The sequence below is a fragment of the Streptomyces sp. NPDC032940 genome (genome assembly GCF_040636935.1).
Lineage (GTDB): Bacteria > Actinomycetota > Actinomycetes > Streptomycetales > Streptomycetaceae > Streptomyces.
The window spans coordinates 344,413-365,106 of the sequence record NZ_JBEZVJ010000001.1 but is presented as its reverse complement, the minus strand read 5'-3'; the positions used below and the strand labels follow the sequence as shown (position 1 = coordinate 365,106).

General features: G+C 74.2%; 15 protein-coding genes. 10 read left to right on the top strand and 5 right to left on the bottom strand.

Going from position 1 to position 20,694, the window contains the following annotated elements; all coding sequences use genetic code 11:
* Positions 1-47: 47 nt before the first annotated feature.
* Complete coding sequence (locus AB0E77_RS01660; RefSeq protein ID WP_361564026.1) at positions 48-1,052, bottom strand: alpha/beta fold hydrolase; 1,005 nt, start codon at positions 1,050-1,052, stop codon at positions 48-50.
* A 498-nt stretch (positions 1,053-1,550) separates the two neighbouring features.
* On the opposite strand from AB0E77_RS01660, the gene AB0E77_RS01655 reads away from it, so the two are divergent.
* Positions 1,551-1,967 carry a cobalamin B12-binding domain-containing protein gene (locus AB0E77_RS01655; RefSeq protein ID WP_361564023.1) on the top strand — a complete coding sequence of 139 codons (417 nt, stop codon included), beginning with the start codon at positions 1,551-1,553 and terminating at the stop codon, positions 1,965-1,967.
* A gap of 248 nt (positions 1,968-2,215) precedes the next feature.
* On the opposite strand, the gene AB0E77_RS01650 is transcribed toward AB0E77_RS01655, so the two are convergent.
* The gene (locus AB0E77_RS01650) at positions 2,216-3,871 is read right to left on the bottom strand and encodes a DUF5691 domain-containing protein (RefSeq protein ID WP_361564021.1); all 1,656 of its coding nucleotides are present in this window, start codon (positions 3,869-3,871) and stop codon (positions 2,216-2,218) included.
* A 26-nt stretch (positions 3,872-3,897) separates the two neighbouring features.
* Positions 3,898-5,259 (bottom strand): SWIM zinc finger family protein, encoded by a 1,362-nt coding sequence (locus AB0E77_RS01645; RefSeq protein WP_361564019.1) that lies wholly within the window; start codon positions 5,257-5,259, stop codon positions 3,898-3,900.
* Positions 5,260-5,402: 143 nt separating this feature from the next.
* Between AB0E77_RS01645 and AB0E77_RS01640 the strand changes: the two genes are divergently transcribed.
* From AB0E77_RS01640 to sucD, 6 genes are all read left to right on the top strand, one after another.
* Positions 5,403-6,536 carry an AAA family ATPase gene (locus tag AB0E77_RS01640; RefSeq protein WP_361564016.1) on the top strand — a complete coding sequence of 378 codons (1,134 nt, stop codon included), beginning with the start codon at positions 5,403-5,405 and terminating at the stop codon, positions 6,534-6,536.
* A 96-nt stretch (positions 6,537-6,632) separates the two neighbouring features.
* Complete coding sequence (locus AB0E77_RS01635) at positions 6,633-9,086, top strand: DUF5682 family protein (protein ID WP_361564014.1); 2,454 nt, start codon at positions 6,633-6,635, stop codon at positions 9,084-9,086.
* A complete protein-coding gene (locus AB0E77_RS01630) occupies positions 9,083-10,252 on the top strand; it encodes a VWA domain-containing protein (RefSeq protein WP_361564012.1) in 1,170 nt (389 codons plus the stop codon). The genes AB0E77_RS01635 and AB0E77_RS01630 overlap by 4 nt, the downstream gene beginning before the upstream one ends.
* A gap of 152 nt (positions 10,253-10,404) precedes the next feature.
* Positions 10,405-11,451, top strand: a complete 1,047-nt coding sequence (locus tag AB0E77_RS01625) for a hypothetical protein (protein ID WP_361564010.1) — start codon at positions 10,405-10,407, stop codon at positions 11,449-11,451.
* Positions 11,452-12,168: 717 nt separating this feature from the next.
* Positions 12,169-13,350, top strand: coding sequence for an ADP-forming succinate--CoA ligase subunit beta (gene sucC / locus AB0E77_RS01620; RefSeq protein ID WP_361564007.1), 1,182 nt, complete (start codon positions 12,169-12,171; stop codon positions 13,348-13,350).
* A gap of 28 nt (positions 13,351-13,378) precedes the next feature.
* Positions 13,379-14,263, top strand: coding sequence for a succinate--CoA ligase subunit alpha (gene sucD / locus AB0E77_RS01615; protein WP_361564004.1), 885 nt, complete (start codon positions 13,379-13,381; stop codon positions 14,261-14,263).
* 124 nt (positions 14,264-14,387) lie between these two features.
* On the opposite strand, the gene AB0E77_RS01610 is transcribed toward sucD, so the two are convergent.
* Complete coding sequence (locus AB0E77_RS01610) at positions 14,388-15,533, bottom strand: helix-turn-helix domain-containing protein (RefSeq protein WP_361564001.1); 1,146 nt, start codon at positions 15,531-15,533, stop codon at positions 14,388-14,390.
* Positions 15,534-15,629: 96 nt separating this feature from the next.
* On the opposite strand from AB0E77_RS01610, the gene AB0E77_RS01605 reads away from it, so the two are divergent.
* Positions 15,630-17,207: a DUF6350 family protein gene (locus AB0E77_RS01605; protein WP_361563999.1), complete on the top strand. Its 1,578-nt coding sequence runs from the start codon at positions 15,630-15,632 to the stop codon at positions 17,205-17,207.
* 149 nt (positions 17,208-17,356) lie between these two features.
* Here AB0E77_RS01605 and AB0E77_RS01600 read toward each other — a convergent pair whose 3' ends face one another.
* On the bottom strand, positions 17,357-18,145 hold the full coding sequence (locus tag AB0E77_RS01600; protein WP_361563997.1) for a hypothetical protein: 789 nt from the start codon (positions 18,143-18,145) through the stop codon (positions 17,357-17,359).
* 335 nt (positions 18,146-18,480) lie between these two features.
* Here AB0E77_RS01600 and purN point away from each other — a divergent pair, with 335 nt between their 5' ends.
* Together purN and purH are read left to right on the top strand one after the other, a co-directional pair.
* Complete coding sequence (purN, locus tag AB0E77_RS01595) at positions 18,481-19,119, top strand: phosphoribosylglycinamide formyltransferase (protein ID WP_361563995.1); 639 nt, start codon at positions 18,481-18,483, stop codon at positions 19,117-19,119.
* Positions 19,116-20,693 (top strand): bifunctional phosphoribosylaminoimidazolecarboxamide formyltransferase/IMP cyclohydrolase, encoded by a 1,578-nt coding sequence (gene purH, locus AB0E77_RS01590; RefSeq protein WP_361563992.1) that lies wholly within the window; start codon positions 19,116-19,118, stop codon positions 20,691-20,693. The genes purN and purH overlap by 4 nt, the downstream gene beginning before the upstream one ends.
* Position 20,694 lies beyond the last annotated feature (1 nt).

The window sequence follows — 20,694 nt, the reverse complement described above, 5'->3', positions numbered from 1 at the left end:
GCCGCTCTGGGGGCCGATCGGGTGAAAGTTCCCTTCTCGGGCCGCCGTCAGGCGACGGTCAGTCCGCCGGAGCGACGGCCGGCCCCCGCGTCCGCCCCGGAGCCGGGCGTGTCGAGCGCCTGCCGGATGCCGGTGGCCACGGCCGGGTGCACGGGCAGGGCCAGGTGGCCGATGCCGCTCACCCGGACGTTCTGCACGGTCAGGTCGGGGTGGTCGAGGCAGGCGGTCTCCAGCGGGTCCATCACCCGGTCCAGGTCGCTCCAGAAGCTGACGAACTGGGTACGGCAGCCCGGCGCGGGCAGGGCCAGCTCCTCCAGCACCGCTGAGCCGGGACGCATCTGGCGCACGATGGGGTGGGCGTTCGCCAGCGGCACCACCCGGGTGCCGGCGTGCGGCGTACCGAGCGTCACGAGCGTCCGGATCCGCAGGTCACCGCCGAGGCGCTGCACGTAGTACCGGGCGATCAGTCCGCCGAGGCTGTGTCCCACGACGTCGACGCGGTCATGGCCCGTGCGCTCGCAGATCTCCTCGATGTGCCGGCCGAGCAGCTCGGCGGCACAACGGATGTCGCAGGTCAGGGGCGAGTAGTTGAGCGATTCGACCTGCTGCCTGCCGTTCTGGGCCAGGCTGCGGCGCAGCAGGAGGAAGACCGAGCGGTTGTCGATGAAGCCGTGCAGCAGGACGACCGGCGGGCTTGCGGGCGCCGGCAGCTGCGCGGTGGGCGCCGTGGAGGACTCCGGGTCCCGGGAGACCGCGCGGGACGCCTCGGGGGCGCGCCGGCGCTCCTGGACGATGCCGGAGGGATAGAGGAGCAGATGCCCGGCGAGGATCGCGGCCTCCAGCGCCGTAGCCTTCAGGAGGGTCATGGAGAGCCCCGTCACCCTGCCCGGGAGTCCGGCCAGACCGGAGAGATCCGACACGCCGGTGAGCGTCGACAGGCCCGGGAGCCCTCGCAGCCCTGGCAGGGCCGTGAACGCCGGGATCGCCGGGAGTGCGGGCAGGAATCGCTGACAGAGCGGGAGAAGGGGCAGTGCTGCCGTCGTGACCTTCATGGGCCGACCTCCTGTCGGCACGCGGAGGAACGCCTCTGTCCCCGTGTGCCCTCGTGGAGAGCCGTGACACCAGTGATGGGTGGTGTTTGCGAGGTTTACGTGGAACCAGTGTGCCAGTGCGGTGGGCTCTGTGCCCTCCGGTGCCGTCGGATACGGCGACGGGGTCCGCGGCTGCCCTGGTCCGTCGTGCTCTCGCTGCGGCTCTCCGTGCGCGTGTTCACCGCGCGACCCTGTGACGGTGCGCGGCGAACATGTCCCACCGTGTGATTTCCCCCTCTGTCTCCACCGCGAAACTGCCGGTTGCGGGATGCTGGCGATAACGTTCGTTCACTTCCCCCGGACGGCGTGGTCCGGGGTGTCTGTATCGCGAAGCTGTGCACTTCGCGCACTTGGTGCGGAATGTGCGGCCCATGCGCACCGTGCGGCTGTGTACGGGCATGGGTGATGTGTGCGGTACTTGTCGGTACGGATGGATGTAGTCGCTTCATGGAGGCAGTGATGGGTGTGGCAGCCGGTCCGATCCGCGTGGTGGTGGCCAAGCCGGGGCTCGACGGCCACGATCGCGGGGCCAAGGTGATCGCGCGGGCCCTGCGCGACGCCGGTATGGAGGTCATCTACACGGGCCTCCACCAGACACCCGAGCAGATCGTGGACACCGCGATCCAGGAGGACGCCGACGCGATCGGGCTGTCCATCCTCTCCGGGGCGCACAACACGCTCTTCGCCGCCGTGATCGACCTGCTCCGGGAGCGGGACGCGGCGGACATCCTGGTCTTCGGCGGCGGGATCATCCCCGAGGCGGACATCGCCCCGCTGAAGGAGAAGGGCGTCGCGGAGATCTTCACCCCCGGAGCGACGACGGCGTCGATCGTGGACTGGGTGCGCACGAACGTGCGGGAACCCGCCGAGGCGTAGCGCCCCGGGCACCCGGAAGACCCGGCGGTGTGCGGCGTGCCGTCCTCGCCCGCTCGGCGGGCCCGAGCCCGGGAAGCGGCCGGGGCGACGGGGCCGGCCGCACCCGCCTCCGCCGCGGGGAGGGCCGGACCGCGCGGGTCCCGGCGGCCCGCCCGCGGCGCCGTCGGGTGCGTCGGGTGCGTCGGACCGCGGGTCCGTGCGGCCGTCCGGTAGGGCGCCGGCGCCGCGCAGCATCCGCCGCGCCCTCCCTACACCGCCCCCAGCTCCTCGGTCATCGCCGCGCGCAGCCGCAGCGTCGTGACCAGGCGCTGGAACGCTTCCGCCCAGTAGCCGCCCGCCCCCGGAGACGCGTCCTCCGGTTCGTCCGGTATCGCCAGCAGCCCGTCCAGGCGGCTCGCCTCGGAGGGGTCGAGGCAGCGCTCCGCCAGGCCCATGACGCCGCTGAAGCTCCAGGGGTAGCTCCCGGCGTCCCGGGCGATGTTGAGCGCGTCGACCACCGCACGTCCGAGCGGCGGAGCCCACGGCACCCCGCACATGCCGAGCAGCTGGAACGCCTCGGACAGACCGTGTGTCGCGATGAACCCGGCGACCCACTCGGCCCGTTCACCGGCACCGAGCGTGCCGAGCAGCTTGGCCCGCTCGGCCAGCGACACCGCGCCGGGCCCGCCCGCCTCCGGTGCGGTGGGCGCCCCCAGCAGCGCCCTCGCCCACGCGGCGTTCCGCTGCCGTACCGCCGCACGGCACCACGCCGCGTGCAGTTCGCCCTGCCAGTCGTCCGTCACGGGGAGCGCGACGATCTCCTCCGGGGTGCGCCCGCCCAGCCGGGCCGGCCAGGTCCCGAGCGGTGCCGCCTCCACCAGCTGCCCGAACCACCAGGACCGCTCGCCCCGCCCCGCGGGAGGCTTGGCCACGACCCCGTCCCGCTCCATGCCCGCGTCGCACTCGTGCGGCGCCTCCACGGTGATCGCCGGCCGGTCCGTGGCCCGGTCCAGCGACACGCACGTCAGGGCGCGCGCCGCCATCCGCGCGGCCAGGGCCGAGTCCGGCAGTGCCGACAGCAGCTCCGCCGCCGTCGCCCGTACGTTGCGGCTGCGGTCGGCCAGCGCCTGTTCCAGGAACGGCTCGTCCGCGGGTTCCAGTCCCGTCCGCAGCGAGTCGAGGAACATCAGCCGGTCCTCGGCGCGCTCCGTCGCCCAGGTCGAGGCGAGCAGCGCGCGGGCGGCGGCCGGGTCGCGGGAGCGCAGGGACGCCAGCAGGGCGACGCGCTCGGCGAACAGGCCCTCCTGCCACAACCGCTCCACCCGCTCGGTCGCCCCGGGGCCGGGCAGCGCGGTGCCGCCGCCCGCCGTGGCGCGCAGGGCGAACCGCCAGTCCGGGTTCAGCCGGGCCAGCCACAGGGCGCGCGGTCCCGCGAAGGCCAGCGCCGCCGGGCGCAGGTCGGTGCGCCCCCGGGCCGCGTCCAGCAGGGCCGGGAGCGTCTCGGGCGGTGCCGCGAAGCCGCGGGCGTTCGCCGCCGCCAGCCACTGGGGCAGCAGCTCCATCAGGTCGGGTGCCGTGCCTCTGCGCCCGCCGCCCGCCGTGCCGGGACGGTCGGCGAGGAGCATCGTGAGCCGGCGGGCGGCCGCGGCCGGCAGCGGCGGACGGCCGTCGTCGGGCGCCGGATCCGGACGCCGGGCCGCGCGGGCCGGGATCAGTCCGGCACGTCTGCGGACGGTCTCCACGGCCGCGGCGTCCAGCAGCGCCACCGGGGCGTCCCGACCGGGCTCGCAGCCCCGGGGGGCGCGCCGCTGGGTGCCGAGCAGGGCCGAGGTGACGAGTTCCTCCCAGGCGTCCCCTCCGACGCCCTCCCCAGCCTCCTCCCCGGCGTCCGGCGGGGGTGCCCCCGGAGCGGGTGTCCTGGTCATGCCGTTTCTCCCTTCCGTGGGGTGCGTCAGCACAGCGTCACCGCCGGGCCCGGACCGCCGGGCCAGGCCGTCAGCGGCGTGAAGCCCCGGTGGCCGCACTCGCCGAAGACCGTGACCGGTCTGCCGCCCGCCAGAGCGACCAGGCGCCACAGGCCGGGCCGGTTGCGGGACGCCGGGCTCAGCGGCAGCGCCGAGTCCTCGTCGGCGTCCGCCAGCTGCCACGAGTCGCCGTCCGGCACGGGCACGACCCGGCCCAGCGTCACCGGGACCGACTCCAGCCACGGATCCTCGCCGAGGGCCTCGCCGTAACGGGCGACCGCGCGGGAGGTCGGCACCCCCGGTGGGCGGGTCTCCGTCGGGGCGGGCGGCGCGAACTGTCTGCCGAGCGCGGCTCGTTGTCCGCCCGCCCCGGGATACGCGGACAGCTCCGCATCCAGCGTCAGTCCCACCGGCAGCGCCAGCTCCGGGGCCCGGCCGGCCGCCCCGTAGGAGAGGAGCAACGCGGTGCGCCCCGAATCGGTGCCGTACAGCCAGACGCGACGGGTCGTCAGTCGCGTGTCCGCCGTGTCGTACTGGGCGAGGACCAGCCAGCGGTCCCGCACCGGCGGCCCGTCCGCCGACGCCGGCAGGCCGACGCGTGAACGGACCGTCGCCGCCAGCGCCTCCGGGAGCCGCTCGCGGCGCAGCCAGCCCTGGTCCAGGAGGTGGAGCAGGGCGCACTCCTCCAGCAGCCGGACCGGCCAGCCGGGGCCCGACGCCGGCAGGGCCCCCAACTCGCGTGCCCGGGCCGCGAGGCCGGGCGCCTGGGCGTCGACCATGCGGGCCGCGGTCTCCTCCCACAGCGCGTACCCGGCCTGTTCCGCACCGGCCAGGCCGTCGCGCAGCAGGTCCGCCAGACGCTGCTCCAGCTCCGTCGCACCCGCGGTGATCCGCTCGGCCCGGCGCTCCGCCCGGCGCCGCGCCGCCTCGGGATCACCGGTCCCGCCCGCGGAGGCGGCATCGGAGGAGTCGTCCGTCCCCTTCTTCCCCGCCCGCTCGCGTCTGCCCGCGATCCACTCTTCCGCCCAGTCCGGCGCATCCGACCGCGGCACCGCGCTGTCGTCGCCCGCCCACAGGAGCAGCAGCCCGAGCGCGTGCTTGCACGGGAACTTCCGGCTGGGACAACTGCACCTGTACGCGGGCCCGGACACGTCCGCCACATCGACGACCGTCCGATACGGCTTGCTGCCGCTGCCCTTGCACAGCCCCCACATCGTCCCTTCGCCGGAACTCCCCGTCTCGGACCACGGCCCGGCCGCGCCGAGTTTGCTGCCCGCTTTGCGCGACGCGGCGTCAGGTGCCAGTGCCAGCACCTGGTCCGCGCTCCAGCGCACCCCCTGCTGAGTCATGTCTCCGAAGGTAGATCGTGCCACTGACAATCGGCTCCGCGAGAGCGCCGGCCACGGTATTTGTGCAGGTCAGAGTGATTGTCAGTGGTGTGGTGCACGGTTGTTGTCAGACCGAACCGGCCGAGCTGGAGGGGGACTCCGCCATGTCTGTGCCCACAGAACCGACGTCCGTCGATCCGACCTCGAACGAGCCGGCCGCGCAGTCGTTGCGGCCGCACGCCGAGCACGCTTTCGCCGACGAACTCGCCGCGCTGGCCGCGCAGGACGACCGCCCGCGTCCGGCGCGCTGGAAGCTGTCGCCGTGGGCCGTCGCCACGTATCTGCTCGGCGGCACGCTGCCGGACGGCACCGTGATCACCCCGAAGTACGTGGGACCGCGCCGCATCGTCGAGGTCGCCGTCACCACCCTGGCCACCGACCGCGCGCTCCTCCTGCTCGGCGTGCCCGGGACCGCGAAGACCTGGGTGTCCGAGCACCTCGCCGCCGCCGTCAGCGGCGACTCGACGCTGCTGGTGCAGGGCACGGCCGGCACCCCCGAGGAGGCCATCCGCTACGGCTGGAACTACGCGCAGCTGCTCGCCCACGGACCCAGCCGCGACGCCCTGGTGCCCAGCCCCGTCATGCGGGCCATGGCCGAGGGGATGACCGCCCGCGTCGAGGAGCTGACCCGTATCCCGGCAGATGTGCAGGACACGCTCATCACCATCCTGTCGGAGAAGACCCTGCCGATACCGGAGCTGGGCCAGGAGGTGCAGGCGGTCCGCGGCTTCAATCTGATCGCCACCGCCAACGACCGCGACCGGGGGGTGAACGACCTGTCCAGCGCGCTGCGCCGCCGCTTCAACACGGTGGTGCTGCCACTGCCGGAGAGCGCCGAGGCGGAGGTCGACATCGTCACGCGCCGGGTCGACCAGATCGGCCGCTCCCTCGACCTGCCGGCCACGCCCGACGGCGTCGACGAGATCCGGCGGGTCGTCACCGTCTTCCGCGAGCTGCGCGACGGGGTGACGGCCGACGGCCGCACGAAGCTGAAGTCGCCCAGCGGCACCCTGTCGACGGCCGAGGCCATCTCCGTCGTCACCGGCGGCCTCGCGCTGGCCGCCCACTTCGGGGACGGCGTGCTGCGCTCGGGTGACGTCGCCGCCGGCATCCTCGGGGCCGTCGTCCGCGACCCGGCGGCCGACCGCGTCATCTGGCAGGAGTACCTGGAGACCGTCGTCCGCGAGCGCGACGACTGGAAGGACTTCTACCGGGCCTGCCGGGAGGTGAGCGCGTGAACCGCGTACGGACAGGGCAGCCGGCCGCCCTCGCGGTCACCGGCCGGGCGGTTGACGACGGGGACTCGTCCTGGTCCCGGCGGCGAGGGGGACGGCGTGACGGGCACTGAGCGGACAGCCGGGTGGGAGCCCGGGGACGGGCCGCTGCTGCTCGGCGTGCGCCATCACGGACCGGGGTCGGCGCGGGCGGTCCGGGCGGCGCTCGAGGCGGCCCGGCCGGGGGTCGTGCTGATCGAGGGCCCGCCCGAGGCCGACGTCCTCGTTCCGCTGGCCGCCGACGAGGACATGCGGCCGCCGGTCGCCCTGCTCGCCCACGCCGTGGACGAACCCGGCCGCTCGGCGTTCTGGCCGCTCGCCGAGTTCTCCCCGGAGTGGGTGGCCGTCCGCTGGGCCCTCGAGCACGACGTACCGGCCCGTTTCATCGACCTCCCGGCCGCCCACACGCTCGCCTGGGACGCTCCCGGGAGCATGCCGCCCGACACGAGCGAGGAGGGGGAACCGAGCCCGCAAGGGGGGACCACGGAGGAGACCGGTCCGGGGCAGGGGCCCGAGCCGGACGCCGGGGCCGGTGTCCGTACCGATCCGCTGGCCGTCCTCGCACAGACCGCCGGCCACGACGACCCGGAGCGCTGGTGGGAGGACGTCGTCGAGCACCGGGGCACCGGGGAGGGGGACCCGTTCGCGCCGTTCACCGCTCTGGAGGAGGCCATGGCGGCGCTGCGGGAGACGGAGGAGTCCGACGCGCACGACCGGGACCTCGTCCGTGAGGCTCATATGCGGCTCCAGGTGCGGGCCGCGCAGCGGGAGTACGAGGCGGGCGTGGCCGTGGTGTGCGGGGCCTGGCACGTGCCCGCGCTGCGCCGCAGGGTCACCGTCGCCGCCGACCGGGCCCTGCTGAAGGGACTGCCCAAGGTCAGGACGGACATGACGTGGGTGCCCTGGACCCACCGCAGGCTGTCCCGGGCAGGCGGGTACGGGGCGGGCATCGACTCGCCCGGCTGGTACGGGCATCTGTTCAGCGCCCCGGACCGGCCCGTCGAACGCTGGCTGACCAAAGTGGCCGGACTGCTGCGGGAGGAGGGCCGGACCGTCTCCTCGGCGCACGTCATCGAGGCGGTGCGGCTCGCCGAGACACTCGCGGCCATGCGCGGCCGCCCGCTGCCCGGCCTGGGCGAGACGACGGATGCCGTACGGGCGGTGATGTGCGAGGGCTCGGACGTGCCACTGGCCCTGGTGCACGACCGCCTGGTCGTCGGGGACGCGCTGGGACAGGTGCCGGCGGGGGCGCCCGCGGTGCCCTTGCAGCGGGACCTCGCGCGGATCCAGCGGCGGCTGCGACTCAAGCCGGAGGCACGGGAGCGGGAACTGGAGCTCGACCTGCGCAAGGAGACCGACGCCGGCCGCAGCAGACTGCTGCACCGGCTGCGGCTGCTGGGCGTCGGATGGGGTGAGCCGACCGGATCGCGGGCCGGCACGGGCACGTTCCGGGAGACCTGGCGGCTGCGCTGGGAGCCCGAGCTGTCGGTGCGGGTGGCCGAGGCCGGGGTGTGGGGCACGACCGTGCTCGCCGCCGCCACCGCCAAGGCCGAGGCCGACGCGGTGGCCGCCGGAGGGCTCACCGAGGTCACCTCGCTCGCCGAACGCTGCCTGCCGGCCGCACTGCCGGACGCACTGCCCACGGTCATGCGGGTCCTCACCGACCGGGCGGCGCTCGACACGGACGTCGGCCACCTCGCCCAGGCCCTGCCCGCCCTCGTCCGCGCGCTGCGCTACGGCGACGTGCGCGGCACCGACACCGGAGCGCTCGCCCAGGTCGCCGCCGGGCTCGCCGAGCGCGTCTTCGTCGGCCTGCCCACGGCGTGTGTCGCGCTGGACGCCGACGCCGCCGAGGAGATGCGGCGTCACGTGGACGCCGTGCACGCGGCGGTCGGCCTGCTCGGCGACGACCCCGCGCCCGGCCACCGAGAGCTACGGCCCCGCTGGCAGGCGGTGCTGCGGGGGCTTTGCGCCCGGGACACCGTGGCCGGCGTCGTACGGGGCCGCGCCGTGCGGCTCCTGCTGGACGACGGAGCGCTGGCGGCGGACGAGACGGCACGGCACATGGCGCTCGTGCTCTCCCCGGGGACGCCACCGGCGGACGCGGCCGCGTGGATCGAGGGATTCGTCGGAGGCGGTGCCGGGGGAGGGCTGCTCCTGGTCCACGACGAGCGGCTGCTCGCCCTGGTCGACGCCTGGCTGACCGGCGTGCCGGCGGACGCGTTCACGGACGTGCTGCCGCTGCTGCGCCGCACCTTCTCGGCGTACGAACCGGGGGTGCGCCGCACCCTCGGTGAGCTGGTCCGGCGCGGGCCGCGGGGGCGGGGCGCCGTGACGACGGCCGGCTCGTCCGTGCCCGGCTTCGCCGCCGTGCCCGACGCCGCACGCGCGGACGCCGTGCTGCCGGTGGTCCGCCTCCTGCTGGGCCTGGACACGGACGACGGCCTCGCGGACCCGGACGGCGACGTCGTCGCGGACGCGGACGACAACGACCTAGTGGGGGTGGACACATGACGGCCGAGCAGGTGGAGACGGACCCGGCGGGGGAGCGGCTGCGGCGGTGGCGGCTCGTGCTCGGCGGCGACACGGCCGACGGCACCGGATGCGCGCTGTCCGGACGGGACGCCGCGATGGACGGGGCGCTCACCGCGCTCTACGACAAGAGCGGCAGAGCGGGGTCGCGGCGGGACCGTTCTGCGGGGCTCGGCGCCTCCGCCCCGTCCGTGGCGCGCTGGCTGGGGGACATCCGGACCTACTTCCCGTCCTCCGTGGTGCAGGTCATGCAGCGGGACGCCATCGGCCGCCTCGGCCTCGCCTCCCTGCTGCTGGAGCCGGAGATGCTCGAGGCCGTGGAGGCCGACGTCCACCTCGTCGGCACGCTGCTGTCCCTCAGCAAGGCGATGCCGGAGACGACGAAGGAGACGGCGCGGGCCGTCGTCCGCAAGGTCGTCGAGGACCTGGAGAAGCGGCTCGCCACCCGCACCCGGGCCACCCTCACCGGCGCCCTCGACCGCAGTACCCGCACCGGCCGGCCCCGTCACCACGACATCGACTGGAACCGCACGATCGCGGCCAACCTCAAGCACTACCTGCCCGAGCACCGGACCGTGGTGCCGGAACGGCTCGTCGGCTACGGGAGGGCTTCCCGGTCGGTGAAGAAGGAGGTCATCCTCTGCATCGACCAGTCGGGGTCGATGGCGGCGTCCGTCGTGCACGCCTCCGTGTTCGGGGCGGTGCTGGCGTCCATGCGGTCGATCGACACCCGGCTGGTCGTCTTCGACACGTCGGTCGTCGACCTCACCGACCAGCTCGACGACCCGGTGGACGTGCTCTTCGGCGTGCAACTGGGCGGCGGGACGGACATCAACCGGGCCCTGGCCTACTGCCAGTCGCAGATCACCCGGCCCTCGGAGACGGTGGTCGTGCTGATCAGCGACCTCTACGAGGGGGGCATACGGAACGAGATGCTCAAGCGGGTCGCCGCGATGAAGGCGGCGGGGGTGCAGTTCGTGACGCTGCTGGCCCTGTCCGACGAGGGAGCGCCCGCGTACGACCGGGAGCATGCGGCGGCGCTCGCAGCGCTGGACACGCCGGCCTTCGCCTGCACGCCGGATCTCTTCCCGGAGGTGATGGCGGCGGCGATCGAGCGGCGGCCGCTGCCGGTGCCGGACGCCGGATGACGATTTGTCGATGTCCGGTGGCCCGTTTCCGTGCAGCAAAACGGACATGACTACCCATCGGTAACGGGGAGCTTGCGCGACCTCGGGAGTGCCATGCGAGGATCTCGCGTCCGTTCGGTGCACGTTCGCTGTACGAAGGAAGCGCCCCCTTGATGTCGTCAGCAGCCCTGCCCGGTGCCGCTCTGCGCGTGATGCGCACCGCGGCCGGGTGGCGTGCGCTGCGGCTGGCGCTGCTGTTGGGCGGGTTGTTCCTGCTCGGCGTGGTCTGCGGGGAGCGGGCGCAGGCGGCCGAGGGAGTGCCGTCGGTGCCGGATGCGGTGGGCACGGTGCTGGACGTCGTTCCGGCGGAACGAGTGCCGGCGTCCTCCGTCCCCCCGGTGCCGCCCGCCTCCGAGGCGCCCTCCGCGGTACCGGACACCCGGCCCGGCCGTGCCGCCGGTCCGTCGGTGCCGGACGGCCTGCGCCCCGTCACCGACCATGTCGTCCGCCCGGTCACCGGCCATGTCGTCCGCCCCGTCACTGACCATGTCGTCCGCACCGTGACGGACCAGGTCGTACGGCCGGCCGGTGAAGTGGTGGGCACGGTGACCGAGGAGCTCGGCGAGGCCGTGCGGGCGGAGGTGCCGCTGCTGGAGGCGTTGACGCAGCTGCCGACGGCCCCCTCCCTGCCCGCGGTCCCCTCGACGCCCCCGCTGTCGACGCTGCCGGACGCCTCCGAACCGCCCGGCGGCTCCGGCCTTCCGGGACCGCCCGTCCGGCCGGTTCCGGGTGATCGGGAGCCGGGTTCCGCGACCGCGCCGGTGACGGCTCCGGACGCCGACGAGCTGGTGACCGCCGGCCGCCGGGCCGTCTCCGCCGTCCCCGCGGCCGACAGCCGCGCAGACGCGGCGACCGTCGCGTACGGGCCGGCGCTGGACGGGCACGGCGGGACGCGCCTCACGGCGGCGCACGACGACGCCCACGGAGTGGCGTCCGGGCCGCCCGCCCCCGCACCGGCCCACCACGCGCCCAGCGGCGGCGCCGACGGTGCGCTGGGGAGCGGCACGGGTGCCGACGGCGGCCCGCCGCGCCACGGCGACGCCCAGGCGATCGCCCCGCACCACCGGGTACCGGTCCGGCTCGTGCCCGGCGCCGTGGTGCACGCCGACGCGCCCGAGCCCCGGGAGCGGTACCGGGACATCCCCGTCTCGCCGGCCTAGCGCAGGCGGCGTCGCACGTCGCACGTCACACGTCCGGGCGGGCTCACCCGCCGGGCGGACGGAAGCAGCCGGGACCGTATCCAGGCCCCCGACCCCCGGTCGTGGGCCGGCCGTCTCCGGCGGCGGCCCGTCCGTGGCGTCGCCGGGGCACCCGGTCGGCCCGGTCGGTCGGGCTCCGGCCGAACCCGGGACGCGCGACGAACAGCCGCGCACCGCACCGTTCCCGCCCCCTCCGCCCCGACCCCGCCCGCAAGCCGGTGCGCCGTGACGGGGAGCGGCGTCGGGACGGACGAAGACTCCGCGAGGCCCCAGGACCCGGACGCACGGCCGAAAGCCGTCGGCGGTCCGTCCGGGCCGTCACCTCGCGGATGGTGCCGGAGGTCCCCATTGGGGTGGGGACCAGCCGGCCCGCGACGGACCTCACCGGGCCAACCCCAACCCGGTGAGGTCCCTCCCTCCCCCGTTCCCGCCCCGCCCGCACCCCTCACGCCCGGCACCCCGTGCCAGTGAGCGCGGCATCATGTGACAGGTATCACCGCTCAGGTGTGACCCGCGATTTAGAGACCCCCCGCATGCGGCGATAACCTGCGAGACGGACATGCCGCGCGCTCGGTCACCGTGTGCGCCCCCCTTGTGACACAGCGGACGTCACGTTGCCCTTCGCGGCACGCCCACGCATCCAACGAACCGCGAGATCACTGATAGGGACGGAAGCGCGTGGACCTGTTCGAGTACCAGGCGAGGGACCTCTTCGCCAAGCACGATGTACCGGTGCTGGCCGGTGAAGTCATCGACACGCCTGAGGCGGCGCGCGAGATCACCGAGCGTCTGGGCGGCAAGTCCGTCGTCAAGGCTCAGGTGAAGGTCGGTGGCCGCGGCAAGGCCGGCGGCGTGAAGCTCGCCGCCACCCCGGACGAGGCCGTCGCCCGTTCGACGGACATCCTCGGCATGGACATCAAGGGCCACACGGTCCACAAGGTGATGATCGCCGAGACCGCCCCGGAGATCGTCGAGGAGTACTACGTCTCCTTCCTCCTCGACCGTGCCAACCGCACGTTCCTCTCCATCGCCTCCGTCGAGGGCGGCATGGAGATCGAGGAGGTGGCCGCCACCCGTCCGGAGGCCGTCGCCAAGACCCCGATCGACGCCATCGACGGTGTGACGCCGGAGAAGGCGCGCGAGATCGTCGAGGCCGCCAAGTTCCCGGCCGAGGTCGCCGACAAGGTCGTCAACGTCCTGGTCAAGCTGTGGGACACCTTCATCAAGGAGGACGCCCTCCTGGTCGAGGTCAACCCGCTGGCCAAGGTCGCCTCCGGCGAGGTCATCGCCCTGGACGGCAAGGTGTCGCTCGACGACAACGCCGAGTTCCGTCACCCCGACTTCGAGGAACTCCACGACAAGGCCGCGGCCAACCCGCTCGAGGCCGCCGCCAAGGAGAAGAACCTCAACTACGTCAAGCTCGACGGCGAGGTCGGCATCATCGGCAACGGCGCGGGTCTCGTCATGAGCACCCTGGACGTCGTCGCTTACGCCGGTGAGAAGCACGGCAACGTCAAGCCCGCCAACTTCCTGGACATCGGTGGCGGTGCCTCCGCCCAGGTCATGGCGAACGGCCTCGAGATCATCCTCGGCGACCCGGACGTCAAGTCCGTCTTCGTCAACGTCTTCGGCGGCATCACCGCCTGCGACGAGGTCGCCAACGGCATCGTCCAGGCGCTGAAGCTCCTGGAGGACCGCGGCGAGAAGGTCGAGAAGCCGCTCGTCGTCCGCCTCGACGGCAACAACGCCGAGCTGGGCCGCAGCATCCTCACCGACGCCGACCACCCGCTGGTCCAGCGCGTCGACACCATGGACGGCGCGGCCGACAAGGCCGCCGAGCTGGCCCACGCCGCCAAGTAAGCACTCAGGACGAGGACACCAACACACCATGGCTATCTGGCTCAACAAGGACAGCAAGGTCATCGTCCAGGGCATGACCGGCGCCACCGGCATGAAGCACACCAAGCTCATGCTCGGCGACGGCACCAACGTCGTGGGCGGCGTGAACCCGCGCAAGGCGGGTCAGTCCGTGGACTTCGACGGCACCGAGGTACCGGTCTTCGGCACCGTCAAGGAGGCCATCGAGAAGACCGGCGCGAACGTCTCCGTCATCTTCGTGCCGGAGAAGTTCACCAAGGACGCCGTCGTCGAGGCCATCGACGCCGAGATCCCGCTGGCCGTCGTGATCACCGAGGGCATCGCCGTGCACGACTCGGCCGCCTTCTGGGCGTACGCCGGCAAGAAGGGCAACAAGACCCGGATCATCGGCCCCAACTGCCCCGGCATCATCACCCCGGGCCAGTCCAACGTCGGCATCATCCCGGGCGACATCACGAAGCCGGGCCGCATCGGCCTGGTCTCGAAGTCCGGCACGCTGACGTACCAGATGATGTACGAGCTGCGTGACATCGGCTTCTCGACCGCCGTCGGCATCGGTGGCGACCCGATCATCGGCACCACGCACATCGACGCGCTCGCCGCGTTCGAGGCCGACCCCGAGACCGACCTGATCGTCATGATCGGCGAAATCGGTGGCGACGCCGAGGAGCGGGCCGCGGACTTCATCGCGAAGAACGTGACCAAGCCGGTCGTCGGCTACGTCGCGGGCTTCACCGCGCCCGAGGGCAAGACCATGGGCCACGCCGGCGCCATCGTCTCCGGTTCCTCCGGCACCGCCCAGGCGAAGAAGGAGGCCCTCGAGGCCGCCGGCGTCAAGGTCGGCAAGACGCCGACCGAGACGGCCAAGCTCGCCCGCGAGATCCTCGCCGGCTGAGTCGGCCGGATCAGCTGGGCCGGCTTCGCGCCGGCTGAGCACGCCGCACCACACGAGTGGGCCCGCTCCCCGTCCCGGGGCGGGCCCACTCGGCGTTTCCGGCGGGGCCGGTGCCCCGTGCTCCTCACCCGGTCCCGGGTGACAGCCTCTCCGGTCCGTCGTGCAGTTCGTCGCGGAGCTTCTTCCGCAGCTTCAGCTCCTCGTCCGACAGCGCGCCCGGCGCCACCCGGGGCGGTACGCCGCGCACCGTCTCGCCCGGCGGTACGGGCGGCTCGTAGTGGGTCGGAGCCGTGCGCAGCGTCAACGCCGTGGTCCCGATCAGGGCGGCCGTGAAGGCGATCGCGGCCCGGGTCCAGAAACGGGCCCGGCGTTCGCTGCCCGTCCGCACCGTCGGCGGCCGGGACGCCCGCAGCCGCTCGGCGGACGCCAGCTCGGCCAGCCGCCGGTGCAGCACCTCGGGATCGCTCAGCTCGGGCAGCCGGCCGGCGACGGCCTCACGGGCGCGCATCAGCCGCCCGGCCGCCGCCGGCGTGCTCGCCTCGGTCTCCGCGGCCGTCTCGGGCAGGTCGAGGCCGACACCGTCGTAGAGCACGAGGGTGCGGCGGTGGTGCGGAGGGAGTTTCAGCAGCGCGTCGAGCAGGGTGCGGCCGGCGGGGTCGGCGGGCGGCGGCTCCGGTTGGCGGTGACGCCGCCGGAACCGGTGCCAGGGGGAGAGGGCGTACTCGTACGCCGTCGCGCGCACCCAGCCCACCGGGTCACGGTCGCGCGCCACCTCGGGCCAGTGCTCCCAGGCGAGCTGGAAGGCCCGCTCCACCGACTCGCGCGCCAGTTCGCGGCGGCCCGTGAGGAGGTACGTCTGGCGTACGAGGGCTGGGGCGCCGAACTCGTACAGCGCGTCGAAGGCCTGAGCGGGCGTCAACGCGGCCGGCGGTGCGGCCGGTGACGCCGTGAGCGGTGCCCGCTTCACCTGTCCGGAACCGCCGCCGACGGCCACGACCACGGGCACGGAGGCCGGTGCCGACGGCGGCCGGGTCTCCGACGCCGTCCGCGGCTTGCCGGTCGCGGGTTCGTCGGCCAGGGCGGCCAGCAGCTTCGCGTACGCGTCCCGTCTGCGGCCGCGCGGAGTCCCGCGGCCGCTCTCCCACGCGCCGACCCTCTCGCGAGGGACACCCACCCGCTCGGCGAGCTGATCCTGAGTCAGTCCGGCGGCCTCGCGCAGGCGTCGGCGCACCTCGGGAGGAGGGAGCGGCGGTGCGGGGCTCCGCTTCACAGGACACCCCTCCGTACGAAAAGGTACATAAACGTATATTGAGCGACACAGCGGTGCTTCGCTTGTTACGCCGCGAAAGCGCGTGTCGTTGGGAGCATGGCGGGCGTGATCCAGACGACCGCTCGCCGATCCCCGTTGTCCCTGCTCCGCACCTGGTGGCACGAGCGGGCGCCCGGGATGGCCGTGGGCCTCCTGGGCGGCGCGTTCGCCGCGGGCCTGGGGCTGGCCGCGGTCGCCGTGCTCGTGACGGTGCTGTGGATCAGCTCGCCGTACCCCGTCCGCGGGCCCGACGACGCCCTGCACGTCGCCGCCGCGCTGTGGGTGCTGGCGCACGGCGCCGAGCTGGTCCGCACCGACACGCTCTCCGGCGTGCCCGCGCCCATGGGAGTCACCCCGCTGCTGCTGCTCGCGCCGCCGGTGTGGCTGGTGCACCGGGCGGCCCGCGACGCCACCGCCCCCGGGGACGGCGTGGGGGTGGCCGTGGGGGCCGGTGCGAAGGCGGGTGTCGGCGTGCGGGTGGGCGGCGCCGGGGGACGGGGCGAAGCGCCGCACCCCCTCTCCGCGCGCCTCGCCTGGGCCGGTGTCGTCGTCGGCTACCTCGCCGTCGCCACGCCCGTCGTGCTGTACGCGGCCGGCGGCGAGCTGCGGCCCTCCCCGGTCGGGACCGCGGTCTGTCTGCCGCTGGTCGTCATGGCGGCGGCGGGCGCGGGTGCGTGGACGGCGTTCGGACGCCCCGGCGGGCCGGTGGGGCGCGCGCTGCGCGTGCTGCCCCGGAGCCTGCGGGAGCTGCTCGTGCTGCCGGACGCCCGCCTGGGCCCGGCCACGCGGGCCGCGGCCGCGGGGGTGACGGTGCTCGTCGGGGGCGGGGCGCTGCTGCTCCTGACGTCGCTGGTGTGGCACGGGGGTGCCGCCCACGGGGCGCTCCTGCGGCTGAGCGAGGGATGGTCGGGGCGGTTCGTGGTGCTGCTGCTGTGTCTGACGCTGGTGCCGAACGCGGCCGTATGGGCGGCGGCGTACGGGCTCGGGCCGGGCTTCGTGCTCGGCGCGGGGTATGTGGTGGGACCCCTGTCCTCGTCCTCCGCGGCTGCGCCGTTGCCGCCGTTTCCGCTGCTGGCGGCGGTGCCGGAGGCGGGGGCGGGGGCGCCCGCTTCGCCGTTGCACTGGGCGGCCGGGGTGGTGCCGTTGGCGGCGGGGGTGGCGGTGGGGTGGTTCACGGCACGGGTCGCCGCGGTCGGGGGCGGTGCGGTGGGGTTCGCCACGACGCAGTTCGTCACGGTGCGGTCCGTCATGGCGGGGGTGCGGCGGGAGACGGACGGAGAGGGGGACGGGCCGGCCGGGGAGGCGTGGGACGTGCGGCGGACCGTCGGGGCGGTGTGGGTGGCCGCGGTGGTGTGCGGGGGGCTGGTCGCGCTGTTGGCCGCGTGGGCGGGTGGGCCGCTGGGGAGTGCGGGGCTGGCGCGGTTCGGGCCGGTGTGGTGGGAGGCTGGTGGGGCGATGGCCGTGTGGGTGGCGGGGGTGGGGGCGCCGGTGGCCGTGGTGGGGCGGTGGTGGTTGCGGCGGGAGGTGGACGGGGGCGGGGAGCGGGCGACTGGGGCTGCGGCTGGGGTGTCCGGTGGGGGTGGGGCGGCGTACGACCTGCTGCCGGTCGATGGCGCGGGGGAGGCGGGGCGGTGACGGCGGGGTGGTGTCCGTCCGCCTGGTTCCTTCGCCCCCGCCGCCCCTTCCCGGTCCCGTCCCTGGGGGCTGCGCCCCCGGACCCCCCTGCGGCCCGGACGGCCTCGTCCTCAAACGCCGGACGGGCTGGAAACCAGGGGGAGCCGCGCTCAGTCCTCCGTGCCCAGGACTCCTCGTAGCTGCTCGGGGAGGAGCTTGCTGCAGGTCTGCTCCGCCTGGTTGGTCAGGGCGTCGTTGCGGCACGTGTAGTAGTCGCTGTAGACCAGCTGTGCGGTGAAGGACGCGGCGACGAAGAGGACCGCCAGGGAGGACGTGACCAGGCCGCTGATCGCGGCGGTGCGCTGGGGGCGGGTGTCCTGGGGGGCGGCAGGGGCCGGGTTGTCCGGGTCGGTGGCCGTGCGGGGCTTGGCGCGCAGGGAGCTGATGCCCCAGTACAGGGCGAGCGCGCCGAGCAGCAGGGCCAGGTACGACCAGCTGAAGAGCGCGAAGAACAGGGCCCACATGCCGCACAGCAGGGCATAGCGGGCGCGTCGCTGGGCCGGGTCCGTCGGGTCCCAGCGCGGACCGCCGCCACCGCCCTGCCCCTCGGGGCCGTTGCCGCCGGGGCGCTCGCCGAAGCCGCCGGAGGACCGTCCGGGCTGACGGTCGCTCCACTGGCGCCCCCACGGGGAGCGCCCGTCGCCCTGCGAACCACCCTGCGATCCGTCGCCGCCCGACGGGTGCCGCGGCTGCCAGGGGCGGTCCGGCGAGCCCTCGGGGGGCGGCGCGAAGGGGTTGTCGTCCTGGGAGGTGCCGCCGCCCTGCTCGTCGCCGTTCTTCCGGTCCGAGGAGGCGTCGGGCGGCGTGGAGGGACGTTCCCGCAGCAACACGGCGCTGCGCTGGTCTGGCTGCGCCGACTGCTGGGGGAGCGTGAGCAGTCGCAGGCTGCGGTCCGGCATCAAGTGAGCGTCTTCCCCTTGGCGATAACGAACTGGTCGATAGCGAACTGGTCGATAACGAACTGGCGACAACGGAGCGGAGGGCGCGAACGGTGCGGCACTACTGGTGAACGCGTGGCACACAGGTCCCGTTCCCGGTCCGGCTCCACGCAGACGCTACCTGCCGGCCGCGCCCCCGTCCCGAGGGGGCCGTCCGGTGTGCCGGTATCGTTGCTGACGGTCGGCCGCTTCGTAGACTTCCCCGTATCCCGGGGCGCGAAGCATTCGTAGGACCGTACAAACCGGCGAATGCGCGGGCCGACCGCAGAACCGCTCCCCCGAGAAAGGCCCCCACCGTGGCCGCCAAGCCCGTGGCCCAGCGAGCCAAGCGCCTCGTCGTGCTGGTCTCCGGATCCGGCACCAATCTGCAGGCGCTCCTCGACGAGATCGCCGCCACCGGCGTCGAGGCCTACGGAGCCGAGATCGTCGCCGTCGGCGCCGACCGCGACGGCATCGAGGGCCTCGCCCGCGCCGAGCGCGCCGGGCTGCCGACCTTCGTGCGGAAGGTCAAGGACTACGGGACGCGGGCGGAGTGGGACGCGGCGCTCGCCGCGGCCGTCGCCGCCCACGAGCCGGACCTCGTCGTCTCGGCCGGGTTCATGAAGATCGTGGGGAAGGAGTTCCTGGCGCGGTTCGGTGGGCGGTTCGTCAACACCCACCCCGCCCTCCTCCCCAGCTTCCCGGGGGCCCACGGGGTGCGGGACGCGCTCGCGTACGGCGCCAGGGTCACCGGCTGCACCGTCCACTTCGTCGACGACGGCGTCGACACCGGGCCGATCATCGCGCAGGGCGTGGTGGAGATCCGGGACGAGGACGACGAGAGCGCTCTGCACGAGCGCATCAAGGAAGTCGAGCGAAGGCTGCTCGTCGATGTCGTGGGGCGGCTCGCCCGCAACGGCTATCGCATTGAGGGACGAAAGGTAGTTATCCAGTGACCGCCACCGCCACCGCCGGGAGCAACAAGCGGGCCATCCGTCGGGCGCTCGTCAGCGTCTACGACAAGACCGGGCTCGAGGACCTCGCCCGCGGGCTGCACGAGGCCGGCGTCGAACTCGTCTCCACCGGGTCCACCGCCGGGCGGATCGCCGCCGCCGGCGTCCCCGTCACCAAGGTCGAGGAGCTGACCGGCTTCCCCGAGTGCCTGGACGGCCGCGTCAAGACCCTGCACCCCAAGGTGCACGCCGGCATCCTCGCCGACCTGCGCCTGGACAGCCACCGGCAGCAGCTCGGCGAGCTGGGCGTGGAGCCGTTCGACCTGGTCGTGGTGAACCTCTACCCGTTCCGCGAGACCGTCGCCTCGGGCGCCACCCCCGACGAGTGCGTCGAGCAGATCGACATCGGCGGCCCGTCGATGGTGCGCGCCGCCGCCAAGAACCACCCGTCCGTCGCGGTCGTCACCAGCCCCGCCCGGTACGACGACGTGCTCTCCGCGGTCAAGGACGGCGGCTTCGACCTCGCCGCCCGCAAGCGGCTGGCCGCCGAGGCGTTCCAGCACACCGCCGCGTACGACGTGGCCGTCGCCTCCTGGTTCGCCTCCGAGTACGCGCCGGTCGACGAGTCCGGGTTCCCCGACTTCCTCGGCGCCACCTACGAGCGCTCGCACACCCTGCGCTACGGCGAGAACCCGCACCAGCCCGCCGCGCTCTACACCTCCCCCGACGGCGGCGGCCTCGCCCAGGCCGAGCAGCTGCACGGCAAGGAGATGTCGTACAACAACTACACGGACACGGACGCCGCCCGCCGTGCCGCGTACGACCACGACGAGCCCTGCGTCGCGATCATCAAGCACGCCAACCCGTGCGGCATCGCGGTCGGCGCGGACGTCGCCGAGGCCCACCGCAAGGCGCACGCCTGCGACCCGCTGTCCGCGTTCGGCGGCGTGATCGCCGTCAACCGCCCGGTCAGCAAGGAGATGGCCGAGCAGGTCGCCGAGATCTTCACCGAGGTCATCGTGGCCCCGGACTACGAGGACGGCGCCATCGAGGCCCTCACCAAGAAGAAGAACATCCGCGTGCTGCGCGCCCCCGAGGCCCCCGCCTCCCCGGTCGAGGTCAAGCCCATCGACGGCGGCGCCCTCCTCCAGGTCACCGACCGCCTCCAGGCCGAGGGCGACGACCCGGCCACCTGGACCCTCGCGACCGGCGAGGCGCTGACCGAGGCGGAGCTGGCCGAGCTGGCCTTCGCCTGGAAGGCGTGCCGGGCGGTCAAGTCCAACGCCATCCTCCTCGCCAAGGACGGCGCCTCCGTCGGCGTCGGCATGGGCCAGGTCAACCGCGTCGACTCCGCGAAGCTCGCGGTCGAGCGCGCCGGCGCCGAGCGCGCGCAGGGGGCGTACGCCGCCTCCGACGCCTTCTTCCCCTTCCCGGACGGCCTGGAGATCCTCACCGCGGCCGGCGTGAAGGCCGTGGTCCAGCCCGGCGGCTCGGTCCGCGACGAACTGGTCGTGGAGGCCGCGCAGAAGGCGGGCGTGACGATGTACTTCACCGGGACGCGGCACTTCTTCCACTGAT

Coding starts and splice junctions, on each gene's coding strand:
- AB0E77_RS01645 (WP_361564019.1), bottom strand. CDS start 5,259: ATGACTCAGCAGGGGGTGCGCTGGAGCGCGGACCAGGTGCTGGCACTG.
- AB0E77_RS01640 (WP_361564016.1), top strand. CDS start 5,403: ATGTCTGTGCCCACAGAACCGACGTCCGTCGATCCGACCTCGAACGAG.
- AB0E77_RS01625 (WP_361564010.1), top strand. CDS start 10,405: ATGTCGTCAGCAGCCCTGCCCGGTGCCGCTCTGCGCGTGATGCGCACC.
- AB0E77_RS01650 (WP_361564021.1), bottom strand. CDS start 3,871: ATGACCAGGACACCCGCTCCGGGGGCACCCCCGCCGGACGCCGGGGAG.
- AB0E77_RS01655 (WP_361564023.1), top strand. CDS start 1,551: ATGGGTGTGGCAGCCGGTCCGATCCGCGTGGTGGTGGCCAAGCCGGGG.
- AB0E77_RS01600 (WP_361563997.1), bottom strand. CDS start 18,145: ATGCCGGACCGCAGCCTGCGACTGCTCACGCTCCCCCAGCAGTCGGCG.
- AB0E77_RS01660 (WP_361564026.1), bottom strand. CDS start 1,052: ATGAAGGTCACGACGGCAGCACTGCCCCTTCTCCCGCTCTGTCAGCGA.
- sucD (WP_361564004.1), top strand. CDS start 13,379: ATGGCTATCTGGCTCAACAAGGACAGCAAGGTCATCGTCCAGGGCATG.
- AB0E77_RS01630 (WP_361564012.1), top strand. CDS start 9,083: ATGACGGCCGAGCAGGTGGAGACGGACCCGGCGGGGGAGCGGCTGCGG.
- AB0E77_RS01605 (WP_361563999.1), top strand. CDS start 15,630: ATGGCGGGCGTGATCCAGACGACCGCTCGCCGATCCCCGTTGTCCCTG.